At 68.5% G+C, this 20,862-nt stretch carries 17 protein-coding genes; 9 read left to right on the forward strand and 8 right to left on the reverse strand.

Features of this window, described 5'->3' with window-relative positions; all coding sequences use genetic code 11:
* Window positions 1–6: 6 nt before the first annotated feature.
* From tig to E3O47_RS04725, 5 genes are all read left to right on the forward strand, one after another.
* Window positions 7–1,452 (forward strand): trigger factor, encoded by a 1,446-nt coding sequence (gene tig / locus E3O47_RS04700; protein ID WP_134419661.1) that lies wholly within the window; start codon window positions 7–9, stop codon window positions 1,450–1,452.
* A 311-nt stretch (window positions 1,453–1,763) separates the two neighbouring features.
* Window positions 1,764–2,363 carry an ATP-dependent Clp protease proteolytic subunit gene (locus E3O47_RS04705; RefSeq protein WP_104103353.1) on the forward strand — a complete coding sequence of 200 codons (600 nt, stop codon included), beginning with the start codon at window positions 1,764–1,766 and terminating at the stop codon, window positions 2,361–2,363.
* Window positions 2,364–2,378: 15 nt separating this feature from the next.
* Window positions 2,379–3,050 (forward strand): ATP-dependent Clp protease proteolytic subunit, encoded by a 672-nt coding sequence (locus tag E3O47_RS04710; RefSeq protein WP_104103356.1) that lies wholly within the window; start codon window positions 2,379–2,381, stop codon window positions 3,048–3,050.
* Window positions 3,051–3,236: 186 nt separating this feature from the next.
* Window positions 3,237–4,517, forward strand: a complete 1,281-nt coding sequence (gene clpX / locus E3O47_RS04715) for an ATP-dependent Clp protease ATP-binding subunit ClpX (protein WP_134416614.1) — start codon at window positions 3,237–3,239, stop codon at window positions 4,515–4,517.
* A gap of 246 nt (window positions 4,518–4,763) precedes the next feature.
* On the forward strand, window positions 4,764–5,318 hold the full coding sequence (locus E3O47_RS04725) for a benzoate/H(+) symporter BenE family transporter (protein WP_134416616.1): 555 nt from the start codon (window positions 4,764–4,766) through the stop codon (window positions 5,316–5,318).
* A gap of 80 nt (window positions 5,319–5,398) precedes the next feature.
* Here E3O47_RS04725 and E3O47_RS04730 read toward each other — a convergent pair whose 3' ends face one another.
* A complete protein-coding gene (locus E3O47_RS04730; RefSeq protein WP_134419663.1) occupies window positions 5,399–7,432 on the reverse strand; it encodes a M3 family metallopeptidase in 2,034 nt (677 codons plus the stop codon).
* Between the two features lie 66 nt (window positions 7,433–7,498).
* On the opposite strand from E3O47_RS04730, the gene E3O47_RS04735 reads away from it, so the two are divergent.
* Genes E3O47_RS04735 through E3O47_RS04745 form a run of 3 tightly spaced genes read left to right on the forward strand, consistent with a single transcriptional unit; the run spans window position 7,499 to window position 11,057 of the window.
* Entirely contained in the window at window positions 7,499–8,332 is an 834-nt protein-coding gene (locus E3O47_RS04735; RefSeq protein ID WP_134343131.1) for a methyltransferase domain-containing protein, read from the forward strand.
* 3 nt (window positions 8,333–8,335) lie between these two features.
* On the forward strand, window positions 8,336–9,772 hold the full coding sequence (locus E3O47_RS04740) for an AMP-binding protein (protein ID WP_134343132.1): 1,437 nt from the start codon (window positions 8,336–8,338) through the stop codon (window positions 9,770–9,772).
* Complete coding sequence (locus E3O47_RS04745; protein WP_347232580.1) at window positions 9,744–11,057, forward strand: thiolase family protein; 1,314 nt, start codon at window positions 9,744–9,746, stop codon at window positions 11,055–11,057. Before E3O47_RS04740 ends, E3O47_RS04745 begins: the two co-directional genes overlap by 29 nt.
* 59 nt (window positions 11,058–11,116) lie before the next feature.
* Here the strand turns inward: E3O47_RS04745 and E3O47_RS04750 are convergent, their stop codons facing one another.
* From E3O47_RS04750 to valS, 3 genes are read right to left on the reverse strand one after another with little or no spacing between them, the layout of a single operon-like run.
* Window positions 11,117–11,377 (reverse strand): hypothetical protein, encoded by a 261-nt coding sequence (locus E3O47_RS04750; RefSeq protein ID WP_233191554.1) that lies wholly within the window; start codon window positions 11,375–11,377, stop codon window positions 11,117–11,119.
* A 6-nt stretch (window positions 11,378–11,383) separates the two neighbouring features.
* Window positions 11,384–11,830 (reverse strand): GNAT family N-acetyltransferase, encoded by a 447-nt coding sequence (locus tag E3O47_RS04755; RefSeq protein WP_134419665.1) that lies wholly within the window; start codon window positions 11,828–11,830, stop codon window positions 11,384–11,386.
* 9 nt (window positions 11,831–11,839) lie between these two features.
* Window positions 11,840–14,422, reverse strand: coding sequence for a valine--tRNA ligase (gene valS / locus E3O47_RS04760; RefSeq protein ID WP_134419667.1), 2,583 nt, complete (start codon window positions 14,420–14,422; stop codon window positions 11,840–11,842).
* A 182-nt stretch (window positions 14,423–14,604) separates the two neighbouring features.
* On the opposite strand from valS, the gene E3O47_RS04765 reads away from it, so the two are divergent.
* Window positions 14,605–15,243 carry a cation transporter gene (locus E3O47_RS04765; protein WP_104103381.1) on the forward strand — a complete coding sequence of 213 codons (639 nt, stop codon included), beginning with the start codon at window positions 14,605–14,607 and terminating at the stop codon, window positions 15,241–15,243.
* A gap of 137 nt (window positions 15,244–15,380) precedes the next feature.
* Here E3O47_RS04765 and E3O47_RS04770 read toward each other — a convergent pair whose 3' ends face one another.
* The 4 genes from E3O47_RS04770 to E3O47_RS04785 are packed head-to-tail and all read right to left on the reverse strand — an operon-like array spanning window position 15,381 to window position 20,615.
* The gene (locus E3O47_RS04770) at window positions 15,381–17,123 is read right to left on the reverse strand and encodes an ABC transporter ATP-binding protein (RefSeq protein ID WP_174722134.1); all 1,743 of its coding nucleotides are present in this window, start codon (window positions 17,121–17,123) and stop codon (window positions 15,381–15,383) included.
* Between the two features lie 26 nt (window positions 17,124–17,149).
* Window positions 17,150–18,031, reverse strand: coding sequence for an ABC transporter permease (locus tag E3O47_RS04775; RefSeq protein WP_104103383.1), 882 nt, complete (start codon window positions 18,029–18,031; stop codon window positions 17,150–17,152).
* Complete coding sequence (locus tag E3O47_RS04780; protein WP_277870367.1) at window positions 18,028–18,972, reverse strand: ABC transporter permease; 945 nt, start codon at window positions 18,970–18,972, stop codon at window positions 18,028–18,030. The genes E3O47_RS04775 and E3O47_RS04780 overlap by 4 nt, the downstream gene beginning before the upstream one ends.
* Window positions 18,960–20,615: an ABC transporter substrate-binding protein gene (locus E3O47_RS04785; protein ID WP_134419669.1), complete on the reverse strand. Its 1,656-nt coding sequence runs from the start codon at window positions 20,613–20,615 to the stop codon at window positions 18,960–18,962. Before E3O47_RS04785 ends, E3O47_RS04780 begins: the two co-directional genes overlap by 13 nt.
* Between the last annotated feature and the right edge of the window lie 247 nt (window positions 20,616–20,862).

Genomic DNA, 20,862 nt, shown 5'->3' on the forward strand with positions numbered 1-20,862 from the left:
TGCCACGTGAAGTCCACGGTAGAACAACTGAGCCCCACTCGCGCGAAGGTCACCATCTCGGTGGCTCCCGAGGAGCTGAAGCCCAGCATCACCCACGCCTACGGCCACATCGCCGAGGACATCAACATCCCCGGCTTCCGCAAGGGCAAGGTCCCGCCGGCCATCATCGACCAGCGTGTCGGCAAGTCCGCCGTGCTCGAGCATGCGGTCAACGAGAGCCTCGACGGTTTCTACCGCTCGGCCGTGACCGAGCACAAGCTGCGCCCCCTGGGCCGCCCCGAGGCAGACATCGTCGCCTGGCCCAGCGACAAGGACTTCTCCGGAGACCTGGAACTGGCCATCGAGGTCGACGTGCGCCCCGAGATCGACCTGCCGAACTACTCCGGGCTGAAGCTCACCGTCGACGCCGTCGAGGTGTCCGATGAAGAGGTCACCGAGGAACTCGACAACCTGCGCAGCCGCTTCGGCACTCTCGTCACCGTCGATCGTCCCGCCACCACGGGCGACTTCGTGCAGATCGACCTGATCGCCGCCATCAACAGCGTCGAGGTCGACAACGCCACCGGCATCTCCTACGAGGTCGGATCCGGCGACCTCATCGACGGCATCGACGAGGCGCTCGACTCTCTCAGCGCCGGTGAGACCACCACCTTCAATTCCAACCTCATGGGTGGGGACCACGAGGGCGAGACCGCCGAGATCACCGTCACCGTCGGCGCCGTCAAGGAGCGCGAGCTTCCCACCGCCGACGACGACTTCGCGCAGATCGCCAGCGAGTTCGACACCATCGCCGAACTGACCGAGAGCCTCAAGGGCCAGGTCGAGCGCTCCAAGGTCTTCGGCCAAGGCACCCAGGCCCGCGAGAAGCTCGTCGAGCAGCTGCTCGAGTCGGTCGAGGTTCCGATTCCGACCGCGATCATCGAGGACGAGGTGCGTCGCCACCTCGAGGGCGAGAACCGCCTCGAAGACGCCGAGCACCGCGCCGAGGTCACCGAGGCCAGCGAGAAGACCTTCCGTCAGCAGATCCTGCTCGACACCATCGCCGAGGCCGAGAAGGTCCAGGTCAGCCAGGACGAGCTCACTCAGTACCTGATCCAGGGCGCAGCCCAGTACGGCATGGACCCGAGCGAATTCGTCCAGGCGCTGAGCGGCAACGGTCAGATCCCGTCGATGGTGGCCGAGGTTGCCCGCAACAAGGCCCTCGCCATCGCGCTGGGCAAGGCCGAGGTCGTTGACTCCAACGGTAACGCCGTCGACCTGTCCGAGTTCGTCGCGGTCGCCGACGAGGCGTCCGGCGAGGACGAGGAAGAGGAGATCGAGGAGGACGACTCCGACGCCGCCGAGGTCGAGGCCGAGGTCGACGCCGAGGTCGAGGCCATCAAGGCCACGGCAGCGAAGGCAGCCAAGGCCAAGGCCACCGCGGCGAAGAAGAAGGCCGCCGCCAAGAAGTGACACGACGACCGCTCACGCGGGCGTTCGGGTCGGATGTCACAGACATCCGGCCCGTTCCGCGTTTCTGCCCTGCCGCCCCCGCTCCCGTCCCTTGCCCTCAGCTCTCCCGCCCTGGACCAATTCGACGGAGATTTTCGGGTTAAGGGCCGTTATGCACGGTTTTCGGGACCAGGAGAGCAGAATCTCCGTCGAATTGGTTCGGAGCGACTGATGCGTGGGCGGCGCGTTATCTGCCGAGGGCGAACACAGCCGTTCCGGAGCGTTGGCTCCTATAGATTCAATCTGAAGCGACAAGTGAAACGGAGCGCGACATGGCCGATATGACACCTACACCGGGCGTTTTTGACCGACTGCTGAAAGACCGCATCATCTGGCTGGGTTCAGAGGTCCGGGATGAGAACGCCAACGAGATTTGTGCCAAAATCCTGCTGCTGGCCGCAGAGGACTCGGAGCGGGATATCTTCCTGTACATCAACTCCCCCGGCGGCTCAATCACGGCGGGCATGGCCATCTACGACACGATGAGGTTCGTTCCGAACGACATCGTCACCGTCGGCATCGGACTCGCTGCCTCGATGGGGCAGTTCCTGTTGTCCTCTGGAACCAAGGGCAAGCGCTACATCACACCCAACGCCCGGGTCCTGTTGCACCAGCCGTCCGGCGGATTCGGTGGCACGGCCGCCGACATCCAGACGCAGGCGAAGGTCATCCTGGATATGAAGAAGCGGATGGCCGAACTCACGGCAGAGCAGACCGGCAAGTCGGTCGAGCAGATCCTCATTGACAACGACCGCGACAACTGGTTCACCGCTCACGAGGCCGTGGCCTATGGTTTTGTCGACCACCTGCGCGGCTCCGCGTCGGAAGTGGTCGGCGGCGGCGGCACCGACGACTCAGTGAACAAGAAGTAGGACGGGCGAGACGACATGGAATTCACGAATTTTGGTCACCAGGCCGGGGGCCGCGCTTCGCAGGCTCCCGAGGCCCGATACATCCTTCCCACGTTTGAAGAGCGCACGGCCTACGGCTACAAGCGCCAGGACCCCTACGCGAAGCTCTTCGAGGACCGCATCATCTTTCTCGGCGTGCAGGTGGACGACGCGTCCGCCGATGACGTCATGGCCCAGCTCTTGGTGCTCGAGAGCCAGGACCCGGACCGGGACATCGTGATGTACATCAACTCACCGGGTGGCTCCTTCACCGCGATGACGGCGATCTACGACACGATGCAGTACATTCGTCCGCACATCCAGACGGTCTGCCTCGGCCAGGCGGCATCCGCTGCGGCCGTGCTGCTTGCCGGCGGCACACCCGGGAAGCGCCTCGCCCTTCCCAACGCCCGCATCCTCATCCACCAGCCCTCGGCCGGCGGACAGGGCGGAGGTCAGGCCTCCGACATCGAGATCCAGGCAGCTGAGATTCAGCGGATGCGGGAGTGGCTCGAATTCACCATCGCTCACCACTCCAACCGCAGCGCGGAGCAGGTTCACAAGGATATCGACCGCGACAAGATCCTCGGCTCGGCCGAGGCCCTCGAGTACGGCCTGATCGACCAGATCCTGACCAGCCGCAAAAACGTGCCCACGCTCGTCAAGTAGAAGAGCGAAACCGTGAACGCGACGGATGTCCGGCTCAACGGAGCCGGGCATCCGTCGCGTTTCGCATATCGGAGAGTTCGGGCAGAACGGTGCCTGAACGTTATTCGACAGATGCGGTCAGCCTGCACCCGTGCCGCACAGGCACAGGCTAGGCTCGATGCAGTTGTCAATGGAGGAGGCTGACGGATGGCCCGAATAGGCGAAAGCGCTGACCTGTTGAAATGCTCTTTCTGCGGAAAGAGCCAGAAGCAGGTGCAGCAGCTCATTGCGGGCCCCGGTGTCTACATCTGCGACGAGTGCGTCGAGTTGTGCAACGAGATCATCGAGGAGCGTTTGGCCGAAGCCACCGCTGAAGACGGTACCGGCGAATTCGAATTGCCCAAGCCGAAGGAGATCTTCGGCTTCCTCGAGGAATACGTCATCGGGCAGGAAGCCGCAAAGCGCGCCCTCGCCGTTGCCGTCTACAACCATTACAAGCGCGTACGCTCCCGCGCCACCCTCACCGCCGCCGACGCCATCCACGATGACGTAGAGATCGCCAAGTCCAACATTCTGTTGATCGGCCCTACCGGCTGCGGCAAGACCTACCTCGCCCAGACACTGGCAAAACGCCTCAACGTTCCCTTCGCCGTGGCGGATGCGACGGCCCTCACCGAGGCCGGCTATGTCGGTGAAGACGTGGAGAACATCCTCCTCAAGTTGATCCAGGCCGCCGACTACGACGTCAAACGCGCCGAGACCGGCATCATCTACATCGACGAGATCGACAAGATCGCGCGCAAGGCCGAGAATCCCTCGATCACCCGCGACGTGTCCGGCGAGGGTGTTCAGCAGGCCCTGTTGAAGATTCTCGAGGGCACTGTGGCCTCGGTTCCGCCGCAGGGTGGGCGCAAGCATCCGCACCAGGAATTCATTCAGATCGACACCACGAATGTACTGTTCATCGTGGCCGGCGCGTTCGCGGGCCTGGATGACATCATTTCGACCCGGGCCGGCAAGAAGGGCATCGGGTTCGGCGCTCCGCTTCACAGCAAGGGTGACGACGTCAACCTGTTCAGTGAGGTGCTCCCCGAAGACCTGCACAAATTCGGCCTGATCCCCGAGTTCATCGGCCGTCTGCCCGTGGTCACCACCGTCACCCAGCTCGACCAGGTGGCCCTGATGCAGATTTTGACCGTCCCGAAGAACGCCCTCGTGCGGCAGTACCAGCGCATGTTCCAGCTCGACGGCGTCGAGCTCGAGTTCGAACAGCCGGCGCTGGAGGCCATCGCCGACCTCGCGGTCCTGCGCAAGACCGGTGCGCGTGGCCTGCGAGCGATCATGGAAGAAGTGCTCGGACCGATCATGTTCGAGGTGCCGTCGAGCTCCGAGGTGGCGCGCGTCGTGGTCACCCGGGCCGCCGTGCTCGATAACGCCGAGCCCACGATCGTGCTGCACAAGGCCCGCCGCGTCGACAAGTCCGCCTAGGTTCAGCGTCCGGCCTCACCCCGCTTCGGCACCCGACCGAACTGAGCCCGGGGGCCGCCGTGTACCAGCCCGCCTTCGTCGGCGTCGTTGCGGCGGTCACCGGATTCGCGGGTTCATTCGTGCTCGTCATCGCCGGGCTGCAGGCCGTGGGCGCGACCGATTCGCAGACGGCACCCGTGCTGTTGGCGCCCTGCCTGCTGGTCGGCATCGACGGCGTGCTGTATCCCGAAGCCGATCGCCAGTGCGATGCTTGCCGGCATCATGTTCCCGATCTGCCCGGCCCCGGTGACGGCAGCCGTGCAGCAGCCGCTGCTCGCGGTGCCGGTTGTTCTGGTCTGGCTCGCCGCGGGCAAGCCGGCGCGCGCGTGCATGGTGCCGGCGACCATGGCCGTGGCCGCGATCATCGACGTTCGGCTACCAGCCTCCGCCCTGCGCGATCTGGTCGGCTCCGGTCTGGCGAACGCGGTCGGATCGGTCGTCGGCGCGCTCGGCATCACCCTGACGGCAATCACGACCGCGCCGATGGCCGGCCCCGACGCGCATCCTGACGGCCCGAAGCGGTGGATCGCCACGGCTGCCTCCGGGGCGGCCTGCCTCGTCCTGGTCACCGCGTCGGGCGTTTCGGTGTTGGGCATCGGCTCTGCGTTCGGGGGCTGGTCATCGGCGGCGTGGTCATGCTCTGGCTCGGCTGGATGCCCTCCGGGTGCTCTCACCCAACTGCCGTCGCTGCCCCCTAACGAATTCGACGGAGATTTTGCCGAAATCGGACCCACACGGGCCGAAAGCGGCCGGTTTCCGTAAAATCTCCGTCGAATTGGTTCAGGGGCGGGGCGTTAGGGCGCCGGGCAGGGCCGGGCAGGGCCGGGCAGGGCCGGACGGTGCTAGTTCAGGCCGCGACGGTCGAGCAGCGGCTGAATGTCGGCGTCACGACCGCGGAAATGGCGGTAGGCGGCGAGCGGGTCTGTGCTGCCGCCCACGCTCAGCAGCCGCGACCGGAAACGGTCTCCGTTGGCCCGGGTGAGCCCGCCGTTCTCTGCGAACCACTCGCCGGTGTCGGCGTCCAGCACCTCGCTCCAGATGTAGGAGTAGTAGCCGGCGTCGTAGCCGCCGGCAAAGGTGTGCGCGAAGTAGGTGCTGGAATAGCGGGTCGGCACGGCAGGATTGTCGAGCCCCACGGCGGCGAGGGCGGATGCCTCGAACGCGGCGACATCCGTCACCCTGTCGTCGGCTTCGATGCGGTGCCAGGCCTGGTCGAGCAGGGCCGCCGCAAGGTACTCGCTGGTGGAGAAGCCCTCGTTGAAGGTGGACGAGGCGTGGATGCGGTCGACGAGGTCCTGGGGCATGGGCTCCCCGGTCTCGTGGTGACGAGCATAGTTCGCGAGCACGTCGGGCCACAGCATCCACATCTCGTTGACCTGGCTGGGGAACTCCACAAAGTCGCGGTACACATTGGTGCCGGCGAATTTCGGGTAGGTGACCCGCGCGAACAGGCCGTGCAGGGCGTGCCCGAACTCGTGGAACAGGGTGACGACCTCGTCGAAACTGAGCAGGGTGGGCTCGCCCGTCGCCGGCCGGGGAACGTTCAGGTTGTTGCAGACGATCGTGGGGGTACCTATAAGCGTCGACTGGGAGCCCAGGGCGTTCATCCAGGCGCCGCCCCGCTTGGAGTCGCGGGTGTAGACGTCGATGATGTACAGGCCCACGGGCGAGCCGTCGGCCTCGGCGACCTCGAACACACGCGCGCCGGGGTGCCAGGCGACGAGGTCGGGTCGCTCGGTGAAGGTGACGCCGTAGAGCCGATTGGCCGCGTAGAACACGCCGTCCTGCAGCACCCGTTCGAACTCGAAGTAGGGGCGCATGGCCGCGGTGTCCACGTCGTAGCGGGCTCGCCGCACCCTCTCCGTGTAGAAGGCCCAGTCCCAGGCGGCGAGCTCGAAGTCCCCGCCGTCCGCATCGATCTGCTCCTGCAGGTCGGCCTGCTCGACGCGCGCATTCCGGGCTGCCGCCGGCGCGAGGCGCCCGAGCATGTCGGCGACCGCCTCCGGGGTCTTCGCCGTCTGGTCCGCGGTCACGCCGGCTGCGTGGCTGTCGAATCCGAGCAGCCGGGCTCGCTCGGCACGCAGCCGCGAGATCTCCAGCACGAGGGCGCGGTTGTCGAACTGCCCGCCACGGATGCCCCGGGACCGTGAGGCGGCCAGCAGCCGTTCCCGCACACCCCGGTTCGTCAGCTGTGCCAAGTAGGGGTGCGAAGTAGCCAGCACCAGAGTGATCACGTAACGGCCGGTCAGGCCGCGCTCGTGGGCGGCCTCGGCCGCGGCGGAGATCTGACCGGGGGTGAGGCCATCCAGCTCGCTCACGTCGTCGAGCACGAGTGCCAGATCGATGGTGTCGGCGAGCAGGTTCTTGTCGAACCGGGTGGTGACCGTGGAGAGCCGCTTATTGTAGTTACGCAGCCGGGCCTTGTCGTCGTCGCCGAGGCCCGCGCCCGCGAGCGTGAACTCGGTGAAGTACCGCTCGATCAGGTAGCGCTCCTCCGGCTCCAGGTCCAACCGGTCCCGCTGCTCCTGCAGAGCGGCGATCCGGGTGAACAGGCCAGGGTCCAGACGGATGGCGTCCGCGTGCGCCGCGAGGAGCGGGGCCAGTTCCTCCTCGAGGGCGTTGGTGAAGTCGCTGGAGTCCGACGAACTCCGGTTGAAGAACACCTCGGCCACCCGGGTCAGCAACGGTCCGCTGCGCTCGAGCGGAACCATCGTGTTGTCGAAGGTGGGGGCATCCGTGCTCGCGCAGATCGCCGCAATCTCGGCCAACTGCTCGGACATACCGTCCAGGAACGCCGGCCGGTAGTGCTCCTCCGCAATCAGCGCGAACGGGGGCAGCTCGAACGGAAGCGTGCTGATGCTGGCGAAGGGGTTCATTTCTTCACCCTGTCACATCCACATTTCGTCTGTCGGAGTATTCCCCCGCACGCCTAGGATCGGTTCATGATCGACGAGCCGGCACGCCCCGAGACCGCGCCCCGGGAGCAGTACACGCACGGGCATCACGAGAGCGTGCTGCGCTCGCATACCTGGCGCACGGTGGCCAACTCGGCGGCCTACCTGATCCCACACCTGGATGCCGGGCTGACCCTGCTCGACGTGGGCTGCGGTCCGGGCACGGTCACGGTCGACCTGGCACGCCGGCTGTATCCCGGTCAGGTTACCGGCATCGATGCGTCGGAGCAGATTGTGCTGCGCGCAGCCGGGCTGGCCTTCGATGAGGGGGTGCGGAACGTGTCGTTCCGGGTGGGTGACGCCTACGCGCTCGGCTTCGCCGACGCGAGCTTCGACATCGTGCACGCGCACCAGGTGCTCCAGCACCTCGCCAACCCCGTCGCCGCGCTGCGGGAGTTCCGGCGCGTGCTGAGACCGGGCGGAATCCTCGCCGCCCGCGACGTCGATTCCGGGGGAGTGATGTACTACCCGAAGCTTCAGGGCCTGCAGCTGTGGGAGAGCGCCTTCCGCGACGTGCAGTACTGGAACGGCGGCGACCCCGACGCCGGGCGCGCTCTCAAAGCCTGGGCGCGCAAGGCCGGGTTCACCGACGTGGCGAGTTCGGCATCCCTTTGGTGCTTCGCCTCGGATGTCGAACGCGAGTGGTGGGGGCAATCCTGGGCCGAGCGGGTGATCGAGTCCGACTTCGCGGCACACGCCATCGAGGTGGGCGCGGCCGACCTCGCCGACCTTCGGATGATGCAAGCCGCATGGCTGCAGTGGGCCGGCGACCCCGATGGCTGGTGCGGTATCCCACACGGCGAGATCGTCGCCAGGAAGTAGCCCGTGCCGTTCCTCGACCGACTCCAACACTGGGCCCAGGTTCAGCCCGACGCCACCGCCGTCGCGGTCGGCGCCGACCGAATCAGCTTCGCCGAGCTCCGCGATGCGGCGGCGGCGATCCTGCCCGCGACGCCCCGGATCTCCAGCGTCTGCCTGCCCCACGGCACCGCGTTCGCCGTTGCCTTCGCCGCGGGCGTCGCCGAAGGCCGCTGCTCTGCGATTCTCAACCCTGACTGGCCGGAGGCGCAGCGCAGGGTGGTCGAGAGCCGCCTGGCGAGGACCGCCGGGTTGGACGGACGGGTCGCCGCCGGCGCGCCCCTGCTCGGCACGGAGCTGCGCGACGGTCCACCCGACAGGGACTTCCTCTACGGGTTCACCTCCGGCACGACCTCCGTACCCAAGGCATTCACGCGCAGCCGAGCCTCCTGGCAGCGCTCGTTCGCGCTGGGCACCGAGTTCTTCGGCCTGACTCGGCACGACCGCACACTGGCGCCCGGCCCGCTCTCTGCCAGCCTCAGCCTCTACGCTTTCGCCGAATCGCTGCACACCGGCTCCGCCTTCTTCGCTCTGCCCCGCTTCTCCGCCGCCGCCGCTGTCGCCTGTGTCACTGTCGAGCAGATCACCCGGATCGTGGCGGCGCCGACCGTGCTGCGTGTGATCGCCGCGCACGCGCTGTCCGTCGGCACGGACGGCAGGCCCCCCACCGGCAGGGGGCTCACCGGCATCGTGAGTGCAGGGGCCAAACTCGACCCGGGAACCCTGTCGATGCTGCGCCTCTGGGCGCCGGACGCCAGCGTGTTCGAGTACTACGGGGCGGCCGAACTGAGCTTCGTGACGGCATCCGTGCTGCGTCCCGGCGAGGTGTCGCCGATCTCGGCGACCGCCGTCGGGCGGGCTCTGCCCGGCGTGGAGGTGCGCATCCAGGACGACGCGGGCCGCGCCCTGCCGACCGGCACCCCGGGCACCATCTTCGTGCGCAGCCTTCTGGTGGGCGGCGGGTACGCCTGGGGCGACGACGGCGAGGCGTTCCGCCGCGAGGTCGACTGGTGCACGGTCGGCGACATCGGCTTCCTCGACCCGGCGGCCGTGCTGCACCACCTCGGCCGCCGCGCCGACCTCATCGTCACGTCCGGGCACAACGTCTACCCGCAGCAGGTCGAAGCGGCTTTGCGCGGCCTTCCCGGCGTGGAGGCGGCCGTCGTCACCGGTCTGCCGGACCCCGTTCGCGGGACCCGCGTGGTGGCCGCCGTGATCGCGGGCTCCGAGACGGATGCCGCGCGCATCCGGTCATACGTCGCGGCTCTGCTCGCCGCGCCCCACCGGCCCCGCGCCTACTACGCCCTGGCGGAACTGCCGCTCACCTCGGCCGGTAAACTCAGCCGGGTGATGCTGCGCCGCTGGATCGAGGAGGGTGACCGTCGTGTGCGCCCGCTCCGCTGACCCAATCCGGCCGGACGCGGTCGGTGCCGACGGCTCCGCTGCTCCCAGCGCCGACACCGTCGATTCGCACGCCGGCCCGCCAACCGACGATGCCCGGGAACCCGTGATCGTTCTTGCCCGCCGCACCGCCTTCGGCCGCCGCAACGGGGTGTTCGCGCACACCCGTGCCGAAGACCTGCTGGCCCTTGTGCTGAACGCCGTGGTGTCCGGCGGCGGGGTGTCCCCGGCTGCCATCGACGACGTCATCATCGGCAACGCGGCGGGCGGCGGCGGCAATGTTGCCCGCCTCGCCGCGCTGACGGCCGGTCTGCCGGATTCCGTCCCTGGCCTCACGATCGACCGGCAGTGCGGCTCCGGCCTTGAGGCCATCGTGCTGGCCTGCCGGTTGGTTGCCGCCGGCGCTGGCGACCTCTACCTTGCCGGGGGAGTCGAGAGTTGCAGCACGGCCCCGCTGCGTGCGCACCGGCTCACCTCGAGCGCCGGGCAGCCGGACTTCTTCGATCGCGTGCGTTTCGCCCCCGATTCGATCGGCGACCCCGACATGGGCGTCGCCGCCGAGAACGTGGCCGACCGCTACGGCATCTCCCGGCAGCGGCAGGATGCCTTCGCCCTCCGCAGTCACCGGCTGGCCGCCACGGCTGCCGCCGTGCCGGCCCCCGAGATCGTGCCGCTGCCGACAGAGACCGGCCCGGTTTTCGTCGACGAGGGTCCCCGCCCGGGTCTGACTGAGGCCCTGCTGGCCCGGTTCGCGCCGGTCTTCCGGCCGGGAGGAACGGTCACCGCCGGCAACTCCTGCGCGGATGCCGATGGCGCCGTCGTGGTCCTGGTCACCAGCCGCCGGCGGGCACGCGAACTCGGACTGACCGGCTGGTTATCCTTCGTCGACGCCGCGGTCACCGGCACGGACCCGAACTTCCTCGGCATCGCCGGCGCCGAGGCCGCGCGCCTCGTGCTGCTCCGGCAGGGCCTGACCGGGGCCGACCTGGCTCGGATCGAGTTCAACGAGGCGTTCGCGGCGCAGGTGCTCGCATCCCTCGATCTGCTCGGCGTTGCGGAGGAGCACGCCAACCGCGAGGGCGGAGCGCTGGCCCTCGGGCATCCGTTCGGCGCCAGCGGAGCCCTGCTGGTACTGAGGCTGCTGCAGCAGTGTCGCGCCGCGGCAACGCCGGGGGACGCCGCCCTCGCGGCGGTCAGCATCGCCGGCGGCCTGGGGGTCGCCGCCCTGTTCCGCTGGGAGCAGTCCCTGTCATCGGAGGCAGCAGGCGTCGAACGACTCTCACGCTGACGCACGACCACGGGGTGCGGAGTGGCCCCGCGGAGTACCGGAATGCCGGTCAGCAGAGGTTAGATCCAGTCGTCTTCGTCGTCGAGCACGATCGACGGCTGCGTGATCGTGGCACTGTCCTCGCCCGGGTCATAGCGGATGATCGTGCCGTCGTCGAGCTCGAGCACGGGGTTGCCCTCGAGCCAGGTCAGTGTCCAGCGCCAGGCGCTGGAGTCCTCCGCCAGCGCGGTGAGGTCCTCTTCGACCGCACGGATGGCGATTTCCACCACATGAGGCAGCCCGGCCGGCGCCGGGTGACCCAGAGGCCAGCGGGTTCCCATCTTCACTTACAGCTCGATCTCGTAGGTGACCCAGTCCGTGCGGGTGGCCACATCGTCGTACAGGCGCTGCGCGGTCTCGTTGTCGGCGGCGGTCAGCCACTGCACGGTCGTGAGACGGTCCGCCGCGGCGCACTCCTTGGCGAACTCGATCAAGGCCCGGCCGACGCCCGTGCTGCGGGACTCCGGCGACACGAACAGGTCGTCCAGGAACAGTCCGCGAGTGGCGGTCAGGGTGCTCGGGACCTCGCGGTAATGGGCGAAGCCGACGAACTCGCCGTCCTCGTCGACAGCCACGGCACCGGCGAGAGACTCGTTCTTGTCGATGATCCAGCTCCAGACCTGGAGCGCTTTCTGATCAGTCAGTTCGCTCTTGTAGAACTCGCTGTAGCCCTCGAAGAGTCCCAGCCATGAGAAGAAGTCCTTGTCGCCGAGCGCGCGTACCTTGATTGACATTCGGTTCTCCTAGTTCTCCAGCACCGTGGCGAGCACGATGTCAGTGACAGCCAATTCGCTGCCCTCAATAAAAACCAACTCCGAGATGCGGCCAACGGCCCTCAGATCGGCTGCAGCCTGCCTGAGCAGGGCAATCTCTGCAGCCGTACCGCTAATTACAGCAGAAACAACGGCGGATTTCTGGGATGCCTTGGCATCCGTTTTCGCGCGGCGGATGCCGGTGAGCGCCCGGCTGCACAGGTCCAGCAGGGCCACGTTGCCGCCCTGCCCTCCGCCGAGCTCGGTCTGAACGGGCCAGGGGGTACGGTGGATGGACCCCTCGTTGGACCAGGACCAGGCTTCTTCGGTCGCGAACGGCACGAATGGGGCGAAGAGGCGCAGCTGGGTGGCCAGGGCGGTGCGCAGGGCGGCGACGGCCGAAGCCTGGCCGGCTCCGGCTTCGCCGTACGCGCGCTCTTTGACCAGTTCGAGGTAGTCGTCGCAGAACGTCCAGAAGAAGCTCTCGGTGAGTTCCAGCGCACGGGCGTGGTCGTAGCCCTCGATCGCGGCGGTGGCGTGGCCGACGACGACGCTGAGCCGAGCGAGCATGCTCTGGTCGAGCGGCTCGGTCACGGGGGCGCCGGCGGCGCCGTCGAAGGCAAGGATGAACTTTGACGCGTTCAGGATCTTGATCGCCAGGCGACGGCCGATTTTGATCTGGGTCGGGTTCTTGGGGTCGAAGGCCGCGTCGGTGCCGAGGCGCGACGACGCGGCCCAGTAGCGCACGGCATCCGAACCGTGCTGCTCGAGCATGTCTGCCGGGGTGACCACATTGCCCTTGGACTTGGACATCTTCTTACGGTCGGGGTCGACGATGAAGCCGGACAGGGCTGCGTGCTGCCACGGCGAGACGCCGTGTTCCAGCTCGGAGCGCAGCAGGGTGGAGAACAGCCAGGTGCGGATGATGTCCTGGCCCTGCGGGCGCAGCGAGTACGGGTAGACGAGATCGAACAGTGCGGGGTCGCGCTCCCAGCCGCCCGCCAGCTGCGGGGTCAGGGAGGAGGTCGCCCAGGTGTCCATCACGTCGACCTCGCCGACGAAGCCGTTCGCCTGGCCGCGCTGGTCGGCGGCAAAGCCCGGAGCGGTGTCGGAGGACGGGTCGACCGGGAGCGTCTCGCGGGTGGCGACGATGGGCTGGTCGAAGAGCGGGTTCGCGTCGGCATCCAGCGGGTACCAGATCGGCAGCGGAACGCCGAAGAAGCGCTGGCGGGAGACGAGCCAGTCGCCGGTGAGGCCGTTGACCCAGTTCTCGTAGCGCACACGCATGAACTCCGGGTGCCACTGCAGGTCGGTACCGTGCGTGAACAGGCGGGCGCGCAGCTCCTCGTCCCGAGCGCCGTTGCGGATATACCACTGACGGGTCGACACGATCTCGAGCGGTTTGTCGCCCTTCTCGAAGAACTTGACCGGGTGCACGATCGCGCGGGGCTCGCCGATCAGGTCGCCGCCGATGCGGAGCAAGTCAACCACGGCTGCCTTGGCGGAGAAGACGGTCTTGCCGGCCAGCTGCGCGTACGCGGCCTGTCCGGCCTCGCTTGTGATCGCCTCGGGCGCCTCGGCGATGATGCGGCCGTCAAAGCCCATGATGGCGCGGTTCGGAAGGTCGAGTTCACGCCACCAGATCACATCGGTGACGTCGCCGAACGTGCAGATCATGGCGATGCCACTGCCCTTGTCCTTCTGCGCGAGGTGGTGGGCCAGGATCGGCACTTCCACGTCGAAGAGGGGGGTGCGCACGGTCGTGCCGAACAGCGCCTGGTAGCGCTCGTCGTCCGGATGCGCCACGAGCGCCACACAGGCCGGCAGCAGTTCCGGGCGGGTGGTCTCGATCTCGATGGCGCCGCCATCGGGCTTGGCGAAGGCGACCCGGTGGTAGAACGCCGGCATCTCCTTGTCTTCGAGCTCGGCCTGGGCGACCGCGGTGCGGAAGGTGACGTCCCAGAGGGTGGGGGCCATGGCCTGGTAGGCCTCACCGCGCTCGACGTTACCGATGAAGGCGGACTGGGAGGTGACCAGGGAGTCATTGCCGATCGTGCGGTAGGTCTGGGCCCAGTCGACGCTCAGGCCCAGCATGCGCCAAACGGCCTCGAACTGCTTCTCGTCCTCGATGGTGAGGCGCTCGCACAGCTCGATGAAGTTGCGGCGGCTGATCGGCAGCTGGTCGGCGGCTTTGGTGCTTTTGCCGTCTCCGCCCTCGAACGGGGCGGTGAACTCGGTGGCGTAGGGCAGCGACGGATCGCAGCGCACGCCGTAGTAGTTTTGCACGCGCCGCTCGGTGGGCAGGCCGTTATCGTCCCAGCCCATCGGGTAGAAGACGCTCTTGCCGCGCATCCGCTGGAAGCGGGCGATGACATCCGTGTGGGTGTAAGAGAAGACGTGGCCGATGTGCAGGGAGCCGGAAGCGGTCGGCGGCGGGGTATCGATGGAGAAGATACTCTCCCGTGTGGCCGAGTCACGGTCGAAACGGTAGGTGCCGGTCTCTTCCCACGAGCCGCCCCACTTGGTTTCGAGGCCTTCAAGGGCCGGTTTTTCCGGAACGTTGGCGGCGGTCATGTTTCTCCGATTCGATCTGTGCGGCACCGTGTCGTTGGTGAAGTGCCTGAGTATTGGGCCTTATCCAACTTACCGGATGCCCCGTCGTCCGCCGACTCCGGCCGTCACCAGGCTGCCGGAGCGCCTGCAGCGCCCGGCCGGGCCTCGCCGTGAGTGGCAGGATTGGAGCGGGAAGGGGTGCCATGGATGACCCGGGAACACTGTCCGAGGCCCGTCGCACGGTGCTGCGCCGCACGGTGCGCTGGATCGTGGGTTTCACGATCGGCTACAACGTGCTCGAGGCCGTCGCCTCGATCGTGGCGGGCGCCGCGGCATCCTCGACCGCCCTGATCGCCTTCGGCCTGGACTCCGTCATCGAGGTGCTCTCCGCCGCGGTCATCGCGTGGCAGTTCTCCCGTCGCGATCCTGAGCGCTGGCAGAAACCGGCCCTCCGAGCCATCGCGATCGCGTTCTTCACCCTCGCCGGGTACGTGATCCTGGCCGCCGGCCTGAGCTTCGCCGGGGTTGTCGAGGCGGCGCCCAGCCCGCTGGGCATCGTCATCGCGTGCCTCAGCCTCGTGATCATGCCCGGGGTGGCAGGCGTGGAGCGCCGGACCGGCGCGGAGCTCGGCAGTGCCAGCGTGATCGCCGACGCCCGGCAGCTGCTGCTCTGCGCGTGGCTGTCCGGGTCGATGCTGCTCGGGCTGGCGGCCAACGCGCTCCTCGGCTGGGCCTGGGCGGACTCGCTCGCCGCCCTCGTGATCGCCGGGTTCGCGATCAAGGAGGGCATCGAGGCATGGCGCGGCGAGGTAGAGCCGCCGGTGGTGCTGCACGTCAACTAAAAGGGTGAGCCCCCGTATCAGGCGGTGGTCTAACCAATTCGACGGAGATTTTGCTCTGGGAGCCGGTTGTCGGGTCCAAACAAGACGTTTCGGGCAAAATCTCCGTCGAATTCGTTCGGTACGGAGTTGCTCGAGGGTCAGAACCCGATCCGGGGGACCGCGCCGAGCAGGGTCTGCGTGTACGGATGCTCCGGCGCGGCGAAGACCCGGGCCGTTGCGCCGGTTTCGACGATACGGCCGTCCAGCATTACGGCGACCTGGTCGCTGACGTGCTGAATCACCCCGAGGTCGTGGGAGATGAACAGCAGGCTGAGGCCCAGGTTCCGCTGCAGCTCGTCGAGGAGGTCGAGCACCTGGGCCTGCACGGTCACGTCGAGGGACGACACGGGCTCGTCGCAGATCAGGATCTGCGGCCTCGACGCCAGCGCCCGGGCGATGCTCACCCGCTGCCGCTGCCCGCCGGAGAGGGACAGCGGCCGCCGGCCAAGCAGCCCCTGCGGCAGACCCACCGCGTCGAGCAGCGCCAGCACGCGCAGCCGGTCGGCAGCCGAGGCAGTGGCCGCAGTGGCGGCAGTGGCAGCAGTGGCAGCCGAGGCGGATGCCGCGCCGCGCCCGGTGCGCCCGCCGCCGACCGCGTCCCGGAGCACCTGCTCGACGCTCAGCCGCGGGTCGAAGGAGCTGAGCGCATCCTGATAGACCGCACCAAGCCGGGGCCGCAGGAGCCGCCGTTCCTTCTCCGAGGCGGCGCTGAACGGCTGCCCGAGCACCCGCACCTCGCCGGCGTCCGGCCGGGTCAGCGCCAGCGCGAGGCGGGCCGTCGTGGTTTTGCCGGAGCCGGACTCGCCGACGATGCCGAGCGTCGTGCCGCGTTCGAGCCGGAACGAGACCCCGTCGACCGCGAGCTGCTCGGTGCCGTCGGGCCGGGTGAAGCGCTTGACCAGGCCGGTGGCCTCCAGCACCGTGTTGCGGGGAGCGACAGGGTCGGCACGATCTGAGAGAGCGAGAAAGGGCGCGGCGGCGGGCGACACCGGGGCCGCGGCCCGCGGGCTGAGGCGCAGCCCGCGCGGCTTGTCGACCGGGATCGCGGCGAGCATCTGCCGGGTGACCGGATGCTCCGGCCGGGTCAGAATTGCGTGCGCCGGTCCCTGTTCCACGATCCGTCCCTCGCTCAGCACAGCGATCCGGTCGGCGATGCGGCCGACGACGGCCAGGTCGTGGCTGATCAGCAGGATGCCGGTGCCGGCGCGTTTCAGACCCGTCAGCAGCTCCAGGATTTGTGCCTGCACCGTGACGTCGAGCGCCGTCGTGGGCTCGTCGGCGATCAGCAGTGGCGGGTCCAGGGCGATCGCGGCCGCGATCAGGGCGCGCTGGCGCTGGCCGCCGGAGAGTTCGCCCGCGCGCTTCCGCACAGAGTTGCCGGCGTCGGACAGGCCCACCCGGGCCAGCACCTCGAGCACCCGGGCGTGGCGCGCCGCTGCACCGAGGCGGGTGTGCAGTCGCAGCGAGTCGGCGATCTCCCGGCCCACCGGGCGCAGCGGGTCCAGCGACACCAGGGCATCCTGCAGCACCAGGCCCACGTCGCGGCCGCGCCGCCGGCGCCAGCTCTGCTCGGAGAGTCCGCGCACGTCGGAGCCTGCGAGGCTCAGCTCGTCGGCGCGCACCCAGGCGTTGTCGCCGGCCAGGCCGAGCAGGCTGCGCGCGGTGACGCTCTTGCCCGAGCCTGACTCTCCCACCAGGGCCAGGCATTCCCCGGGGGCCACCTCGAACGAGACGCCGTTCAGCACCGGGTCGGTATCATTTTGCGGTCCAAAGCCCACGACGAGGTTCTGCACCCGCACGGCCGGGGCAACCCCGCCGTCACCCTCGTCTGGCGCGCCCACCGAAGCGCCTACGCCGCTCTCGTCACTCACGCGCGCCTCACCCGTCGCTCGATGCCGCGACCGAGCGCCGTGGCCGACACCGCCGTCAGCACGATGAACAGCCCGGGGAAGAAGCTCATCCACCAGGCCGAGCCGATGTAGGTGCGCCCGGCGGAGAGCATCGCGCCCCACTCCGCGGCGGGCGGCGCCGAGCCCAGGCCGAGGTAGCTCAGCGCCGACGCCCAGACGATGGCCTGACCGATGCCGAGGGTGCCGAGCACGAACAGCGGCGCGAGCGTGTTCGGCAGGATGTGGCGCATCAGGATCTGGACGGGGCTGCGCCCGAGCACGGTCGCCGCCTCGACGAAGGCCGATGACCGCACCGACAAGAGCTGGCCGCGGATGATGCGGGCGTAGCCGGGAGCGGTCGCCAGGCCCACGGCGATGGTCGCCGTGGCGACGCCCGGCCCGAAGATCAGGATGAAGAGCAGGGCCAGCAGCAGGCCGGGGAACGCGAACAGCACCTCGAGGAACCGGTTCACGGTGAAGTCCACGACCGGGCCGAGCATACCGGCCAGGGTGCCGAGCACGAGGCCCAGGCCGAGGCCGATCACGGTGGCGAGGGTGCCGATCAGCAGGGAGCTGCCGGTGCCGTGGCTGACCCGGGTATAGATGTCCCGGCCGGACTCGTCGGTGCCGAACCAGTGCGCGGGTGAGGGGGTCTGAAACGCGGACAGCGGGTCGATCCCGAGCGGGTCGCCGGGCGCTACGAGCGCGGGGAACAATGCCGCCGTGACCAGGAACAGCGCGAACAGGCCCGCCAGGACCTCGGCCACGCCGAACCGGCGAATGCGGGGCGCGCGCGGCGACTGGGGCGCGCCGGTGCGCGGCGACCGGCCCAGCCCGGCCTGGATCTCGAGGTCGCTCATCGTGCCCGCGGCCTCGGGTCGGCGATGCGCTGGGCCAAATCGGTGAACAGGGTCATCAGGATGTACCCGACGGCCACGATCAGCACAGCACCAACCACGACCGGCACGTCGCGCACGGTCACCGCGTTCAGAAGCGTGCGGCCGAGGCCCGGCCGGGCGAAGATGGTCTCGACCACCACTGCCCCGCTGATCAGGGAGCCGAATGCCCAGCCGGAGAGGCTGATCGCCGGCAGTGACGCGTGCCGGATCACGTGCACCCAGCGCACCCCGCGTTCGCTCTCGCCCCGGGCGCGGGCGGAGAGCACGAATGGGGATTCCAGCGCGGTGAGCAGGGACTCCCGCATGATCTGGCCAAGGAACCCGGCCAGCGGCACGGCGAGGGTGAGCACCGGCAGCACCAGCCCGGAAACCCCGGAGGTACTGATCGGCGGCAGCCAGCCCAGCCAGACGCTGAACAACACGATCAGCGCTGTCGCGAGCCAGAAGTGAGGGAGCGCGGCAGCCACGATCTCCAGACCGGAGCCCAGGTACCAGGCGACGCGCCCGCCGCGGGTCGACCAGGTGGCCAGCCCGAGGGCGAGCAGCCAGGCCACAGCGAGGGCGAGCACGGCCAGCAGCAGGGTGCCGCCGAGCTGGCCGACCAGGAGCGGGGCGACGTCCTGGTCCAGTGAGTAGGAGCGGCCAAGATCCCCGGTGGCCAGGCGAGCCAACTGTGCCAGGTACTGCACGAGCACGGGCTGGTCGAGCCCGTATTCCGCCCGCACCGCGGCGAGCGCCTCCGGGGAGGTCTGCGAGCCGGGGCCACCCAGGATGGCCTCGGCCGGGTCTCCGGGAATCAGACGGATGGCGAAAAAGGTGAGCGTGGCCACCATCCAGAGCACCAGCACCGCCCCTCCCAGGCGGGCCAGGACGACCCGGGCTGCCCGCGCTACTTCAGCCACGCATCGTAGAACGTGGGCGTCGACACGGTCGGCAGCGCCCGCGCGCCCACCACATCGGTGCCGAGCAGGTAGTGGTTCTGCTGGTCGAAGAGCGGCAGGATGTAGAAGCCCGCGAGCACCTGGTTCTGCGCGTCGGCGTAGAGGGCGGCGCGTTCATCGGCATCCGTCACCTGGCCGGCCTGGGTGAGTAGGGCGTCGATGGCCGGGTCGTTCACCTGGGCGTGGTTGGCGAAGTAGCCGCTGGGTGCCGGGGTGATCCCGTCGGAGTGGAAGAGGATGCGCAGAACGTCGGGTCCGACCTTCGTGTACGGCGCGCTGACGGCGTCGTAGTCGTTCTCGCCCAGCGCGGTGTACCAACTGGAGAGGTCCATCGGGCTGAGCAGAACCTCGAAGCCGGTCTTCTTCGCGGTGGCCTGGATCTGCTCGAACAGGGACTGCTCCGCCGGAATGGACTGGTTCGTACTCACCGGGAAGTCGACCGTGAGGCGCTCGCCGTCTTTCACCCGGTAACCGTTGGAATCACGCTCGGTCCAGCCGGCGGAATCGAGGAGGTCCGAGGCGGCCTCGGGGTCGTACGCGAACAGGTCCGGGCCCGACACGGCGAGGGGTTCGACGCTGGAGAGGGCGGAGTAGGAGCGCTCGGCCGTGCCCCGGAAGAGGCTGGTGACGGCGTCGTCGACATTCGCCGAGCGGATGAACGCCTCCCGCACGAGCGGGTCGTTGAAGGGCGCGCGGCCGGAGTTCAGTTCGATTCGGTTCGAGGCACCCGGGCGAGGGGCGTCGAGGTGCACGATGGTGTCGCTCTTCTCGGCCTGCACGATGGTGTCGGGCTGGGCGTTGTCGATCACGTCGGCGTCGCCGGACTGCAGAGCCGCGTAGCGGGACGCGGAGTCGGGGATGAAGCGCCAGACGATGGAGTCGAGGTAGGCAGGCCCGGTGTGCGCGGCATCCGCGGGCGGGGAGTTGTACTTCTCGTTCCGCACCAGGGTGATCGATTCCTGCTGTACCCACTTCTCGACCTGGAAGGGGCCGGTGCCGACCGGGGAGGCGCAGTTCTCGTCCTGGCTCCGGGCCAGCGCGGTGGGCGATTCGATCGCCAGCCACGGCTGTGACAGGGATTCGAGCAGGGCGCTGTCTGGTTCGCTGAGCGTAAGGCGCACAACGTTGGTGGAGACCGCGTCGGTGCCGGTGACCTTCCCCAGAGCGAGGTAGCCGGTCGACGAGGCCGTTTCCGGGTCTTGGATGTGCGCGATATTCGCCTGCACGGCGGCGGCGTCGAGCGGGGTGCCGTCGGTGAAACTCACGCCGGCGGCGAGCGTGAAGTCCCAGGCCAGCCCGTCGGCGCTCTCGGTCCACGAATCTGCCAGCCAGGGGATGATCTCACCGTCCGCGTTGCGGGACACAAGCGACTCAAGGTACTGCGTGCTGACCAGGGCCTGCGGGTAGTTGCCGCCCACGTGCGGGTCCAGGCAGGTGGGCTCGGCGTCGCCGGATGCGTAGGTCAACGTGCCGCCGGTGAGAGGCCGGGTGGCTTCGGGGGACTCAGCGGTGGCGCAGCCGGTGAGCAGGATGCCGGTGGCGGCGAGGCCGACCAGCCCGGTCAGGGTGCGCGCTGTGCGATGGGTGTACCCCGAAGTGTGCATTATGGGTCTCTTTCCGCGGCGCCCGATGGGCCGAGTGTGCACCTGCTGGACCCGTAAGATTAGGGGCCTCGGGCACGTGTTGGACGGGGTCCACAAATAAAATGATTGAGGACCATCGTAGAACACAGGAGAGCTGTTCGCTGAGCAGACGTGTGCGGGCACCGCGCGCTGTACACCCGGGGTTAGGCGCAGGGTAGACTTTTCAAGTAGGACTGTGATCCGGCTATCACCGGTGAGTCTTCGGAAG

The sequence above is a fragment of the Cryobacterium sp. TMT2-17-1 genome, assembly GCF_004402765.1.
GTDB lineage: Bacteria > Actinomycetota > Actinomycetes > Actinomycetales > Microbacteriaceae > Cryobacterium > Cryobacterium sandaracinum.

Excerpts from the sequence above, each read along its gene's own strand:
- E3O47_RS04705 (WP_104103353.1), top strand. The coding sequence starts at position 1,764 with ATGGCCGATATGACACCTACACCGGGCGTTTTTGACCGACTGCTGAAA.
- E3O47_RS04710 (WP_104103356.1), top strand. The coding sequence starts at position 2,379 with ATGGAATTCACGAATTTTGGTCACCAGGCCGGGGGCCGCGCTTCGCAG.
- clpX (WP_134416614.1), top strand. The coding sequence starts at position 3,237 with ATGGCCCGAATAGGCGAAAGCGCTGACCTGTTGAAATGCTCTTTCTGC.
- E3O47_RS04725 (WP_134416616.1), top strand. The coding sequence starts at position 4,764 with ATGCTTGCCGGCATCATGTTCCCGATCTGCCCGGCCCCGGTGACGGCA.
- E3O47_RS04730 (WP_134419663.1), bottom strand. The coding sequence starts at position 7,432 with ATGAACCCCTTCGCCAGCATCAGCACGCTTCCGTTCGAGCTGCCCCCG.
- E3O47_RS04735 (WP_134343131.1), top strand. The coding sequence starts at position 7,499 with ATGATCGACGAGCCGGCACGCCCCGAGACCGCGCCCCGGGAGCAGTAC.
- E3O47_RS04750 (WP_233191554.1), bottom strand. The coding sequence starts at position 11,377 with ATGGGAACCCGCTGGCCTCTGGGTCACCCGGCGCCGGCCGGGCTGCCT.
- E3O47_RS04755 (WP_134419665.1), bottom strand. The coding sequence starts at position 11,830 with ATGTCAATCAAGGTACGCGCGCTCGGCGACAAGGACTTCTTCTCATGG.
- valS (WP_134419667.1), bottom strand. The coding sequence starts at position 14,422 with ATGACCGCCGCCAACGTTCCGGAAAAACCGGCCCTTGAAGGCCTCGAA.
- E3O47_RS04765 (WP_104103381.1), top strand. The coding sequence starts at position 14,605 with ATGGATGACCCGGGAACACTGTCCGAGGCCCGTCGCACGGTGCTGCGC.
- E3O47_RS04775 (WP_104103383.1), bottom strand. The coding sequence starts at position 18,031 with ATGAGCGACCTCGAGATCCAGGCCGGGCTGGGCCGGTCGCCGCGCACC.
- E3O47_RS04785 (WP_134419669.1), bottom strand. The coding sequence starts at position 20,615 with ATGCACACTTCGGGGTACACCCATCGCACAGCGCGCACCCTGACCGGG.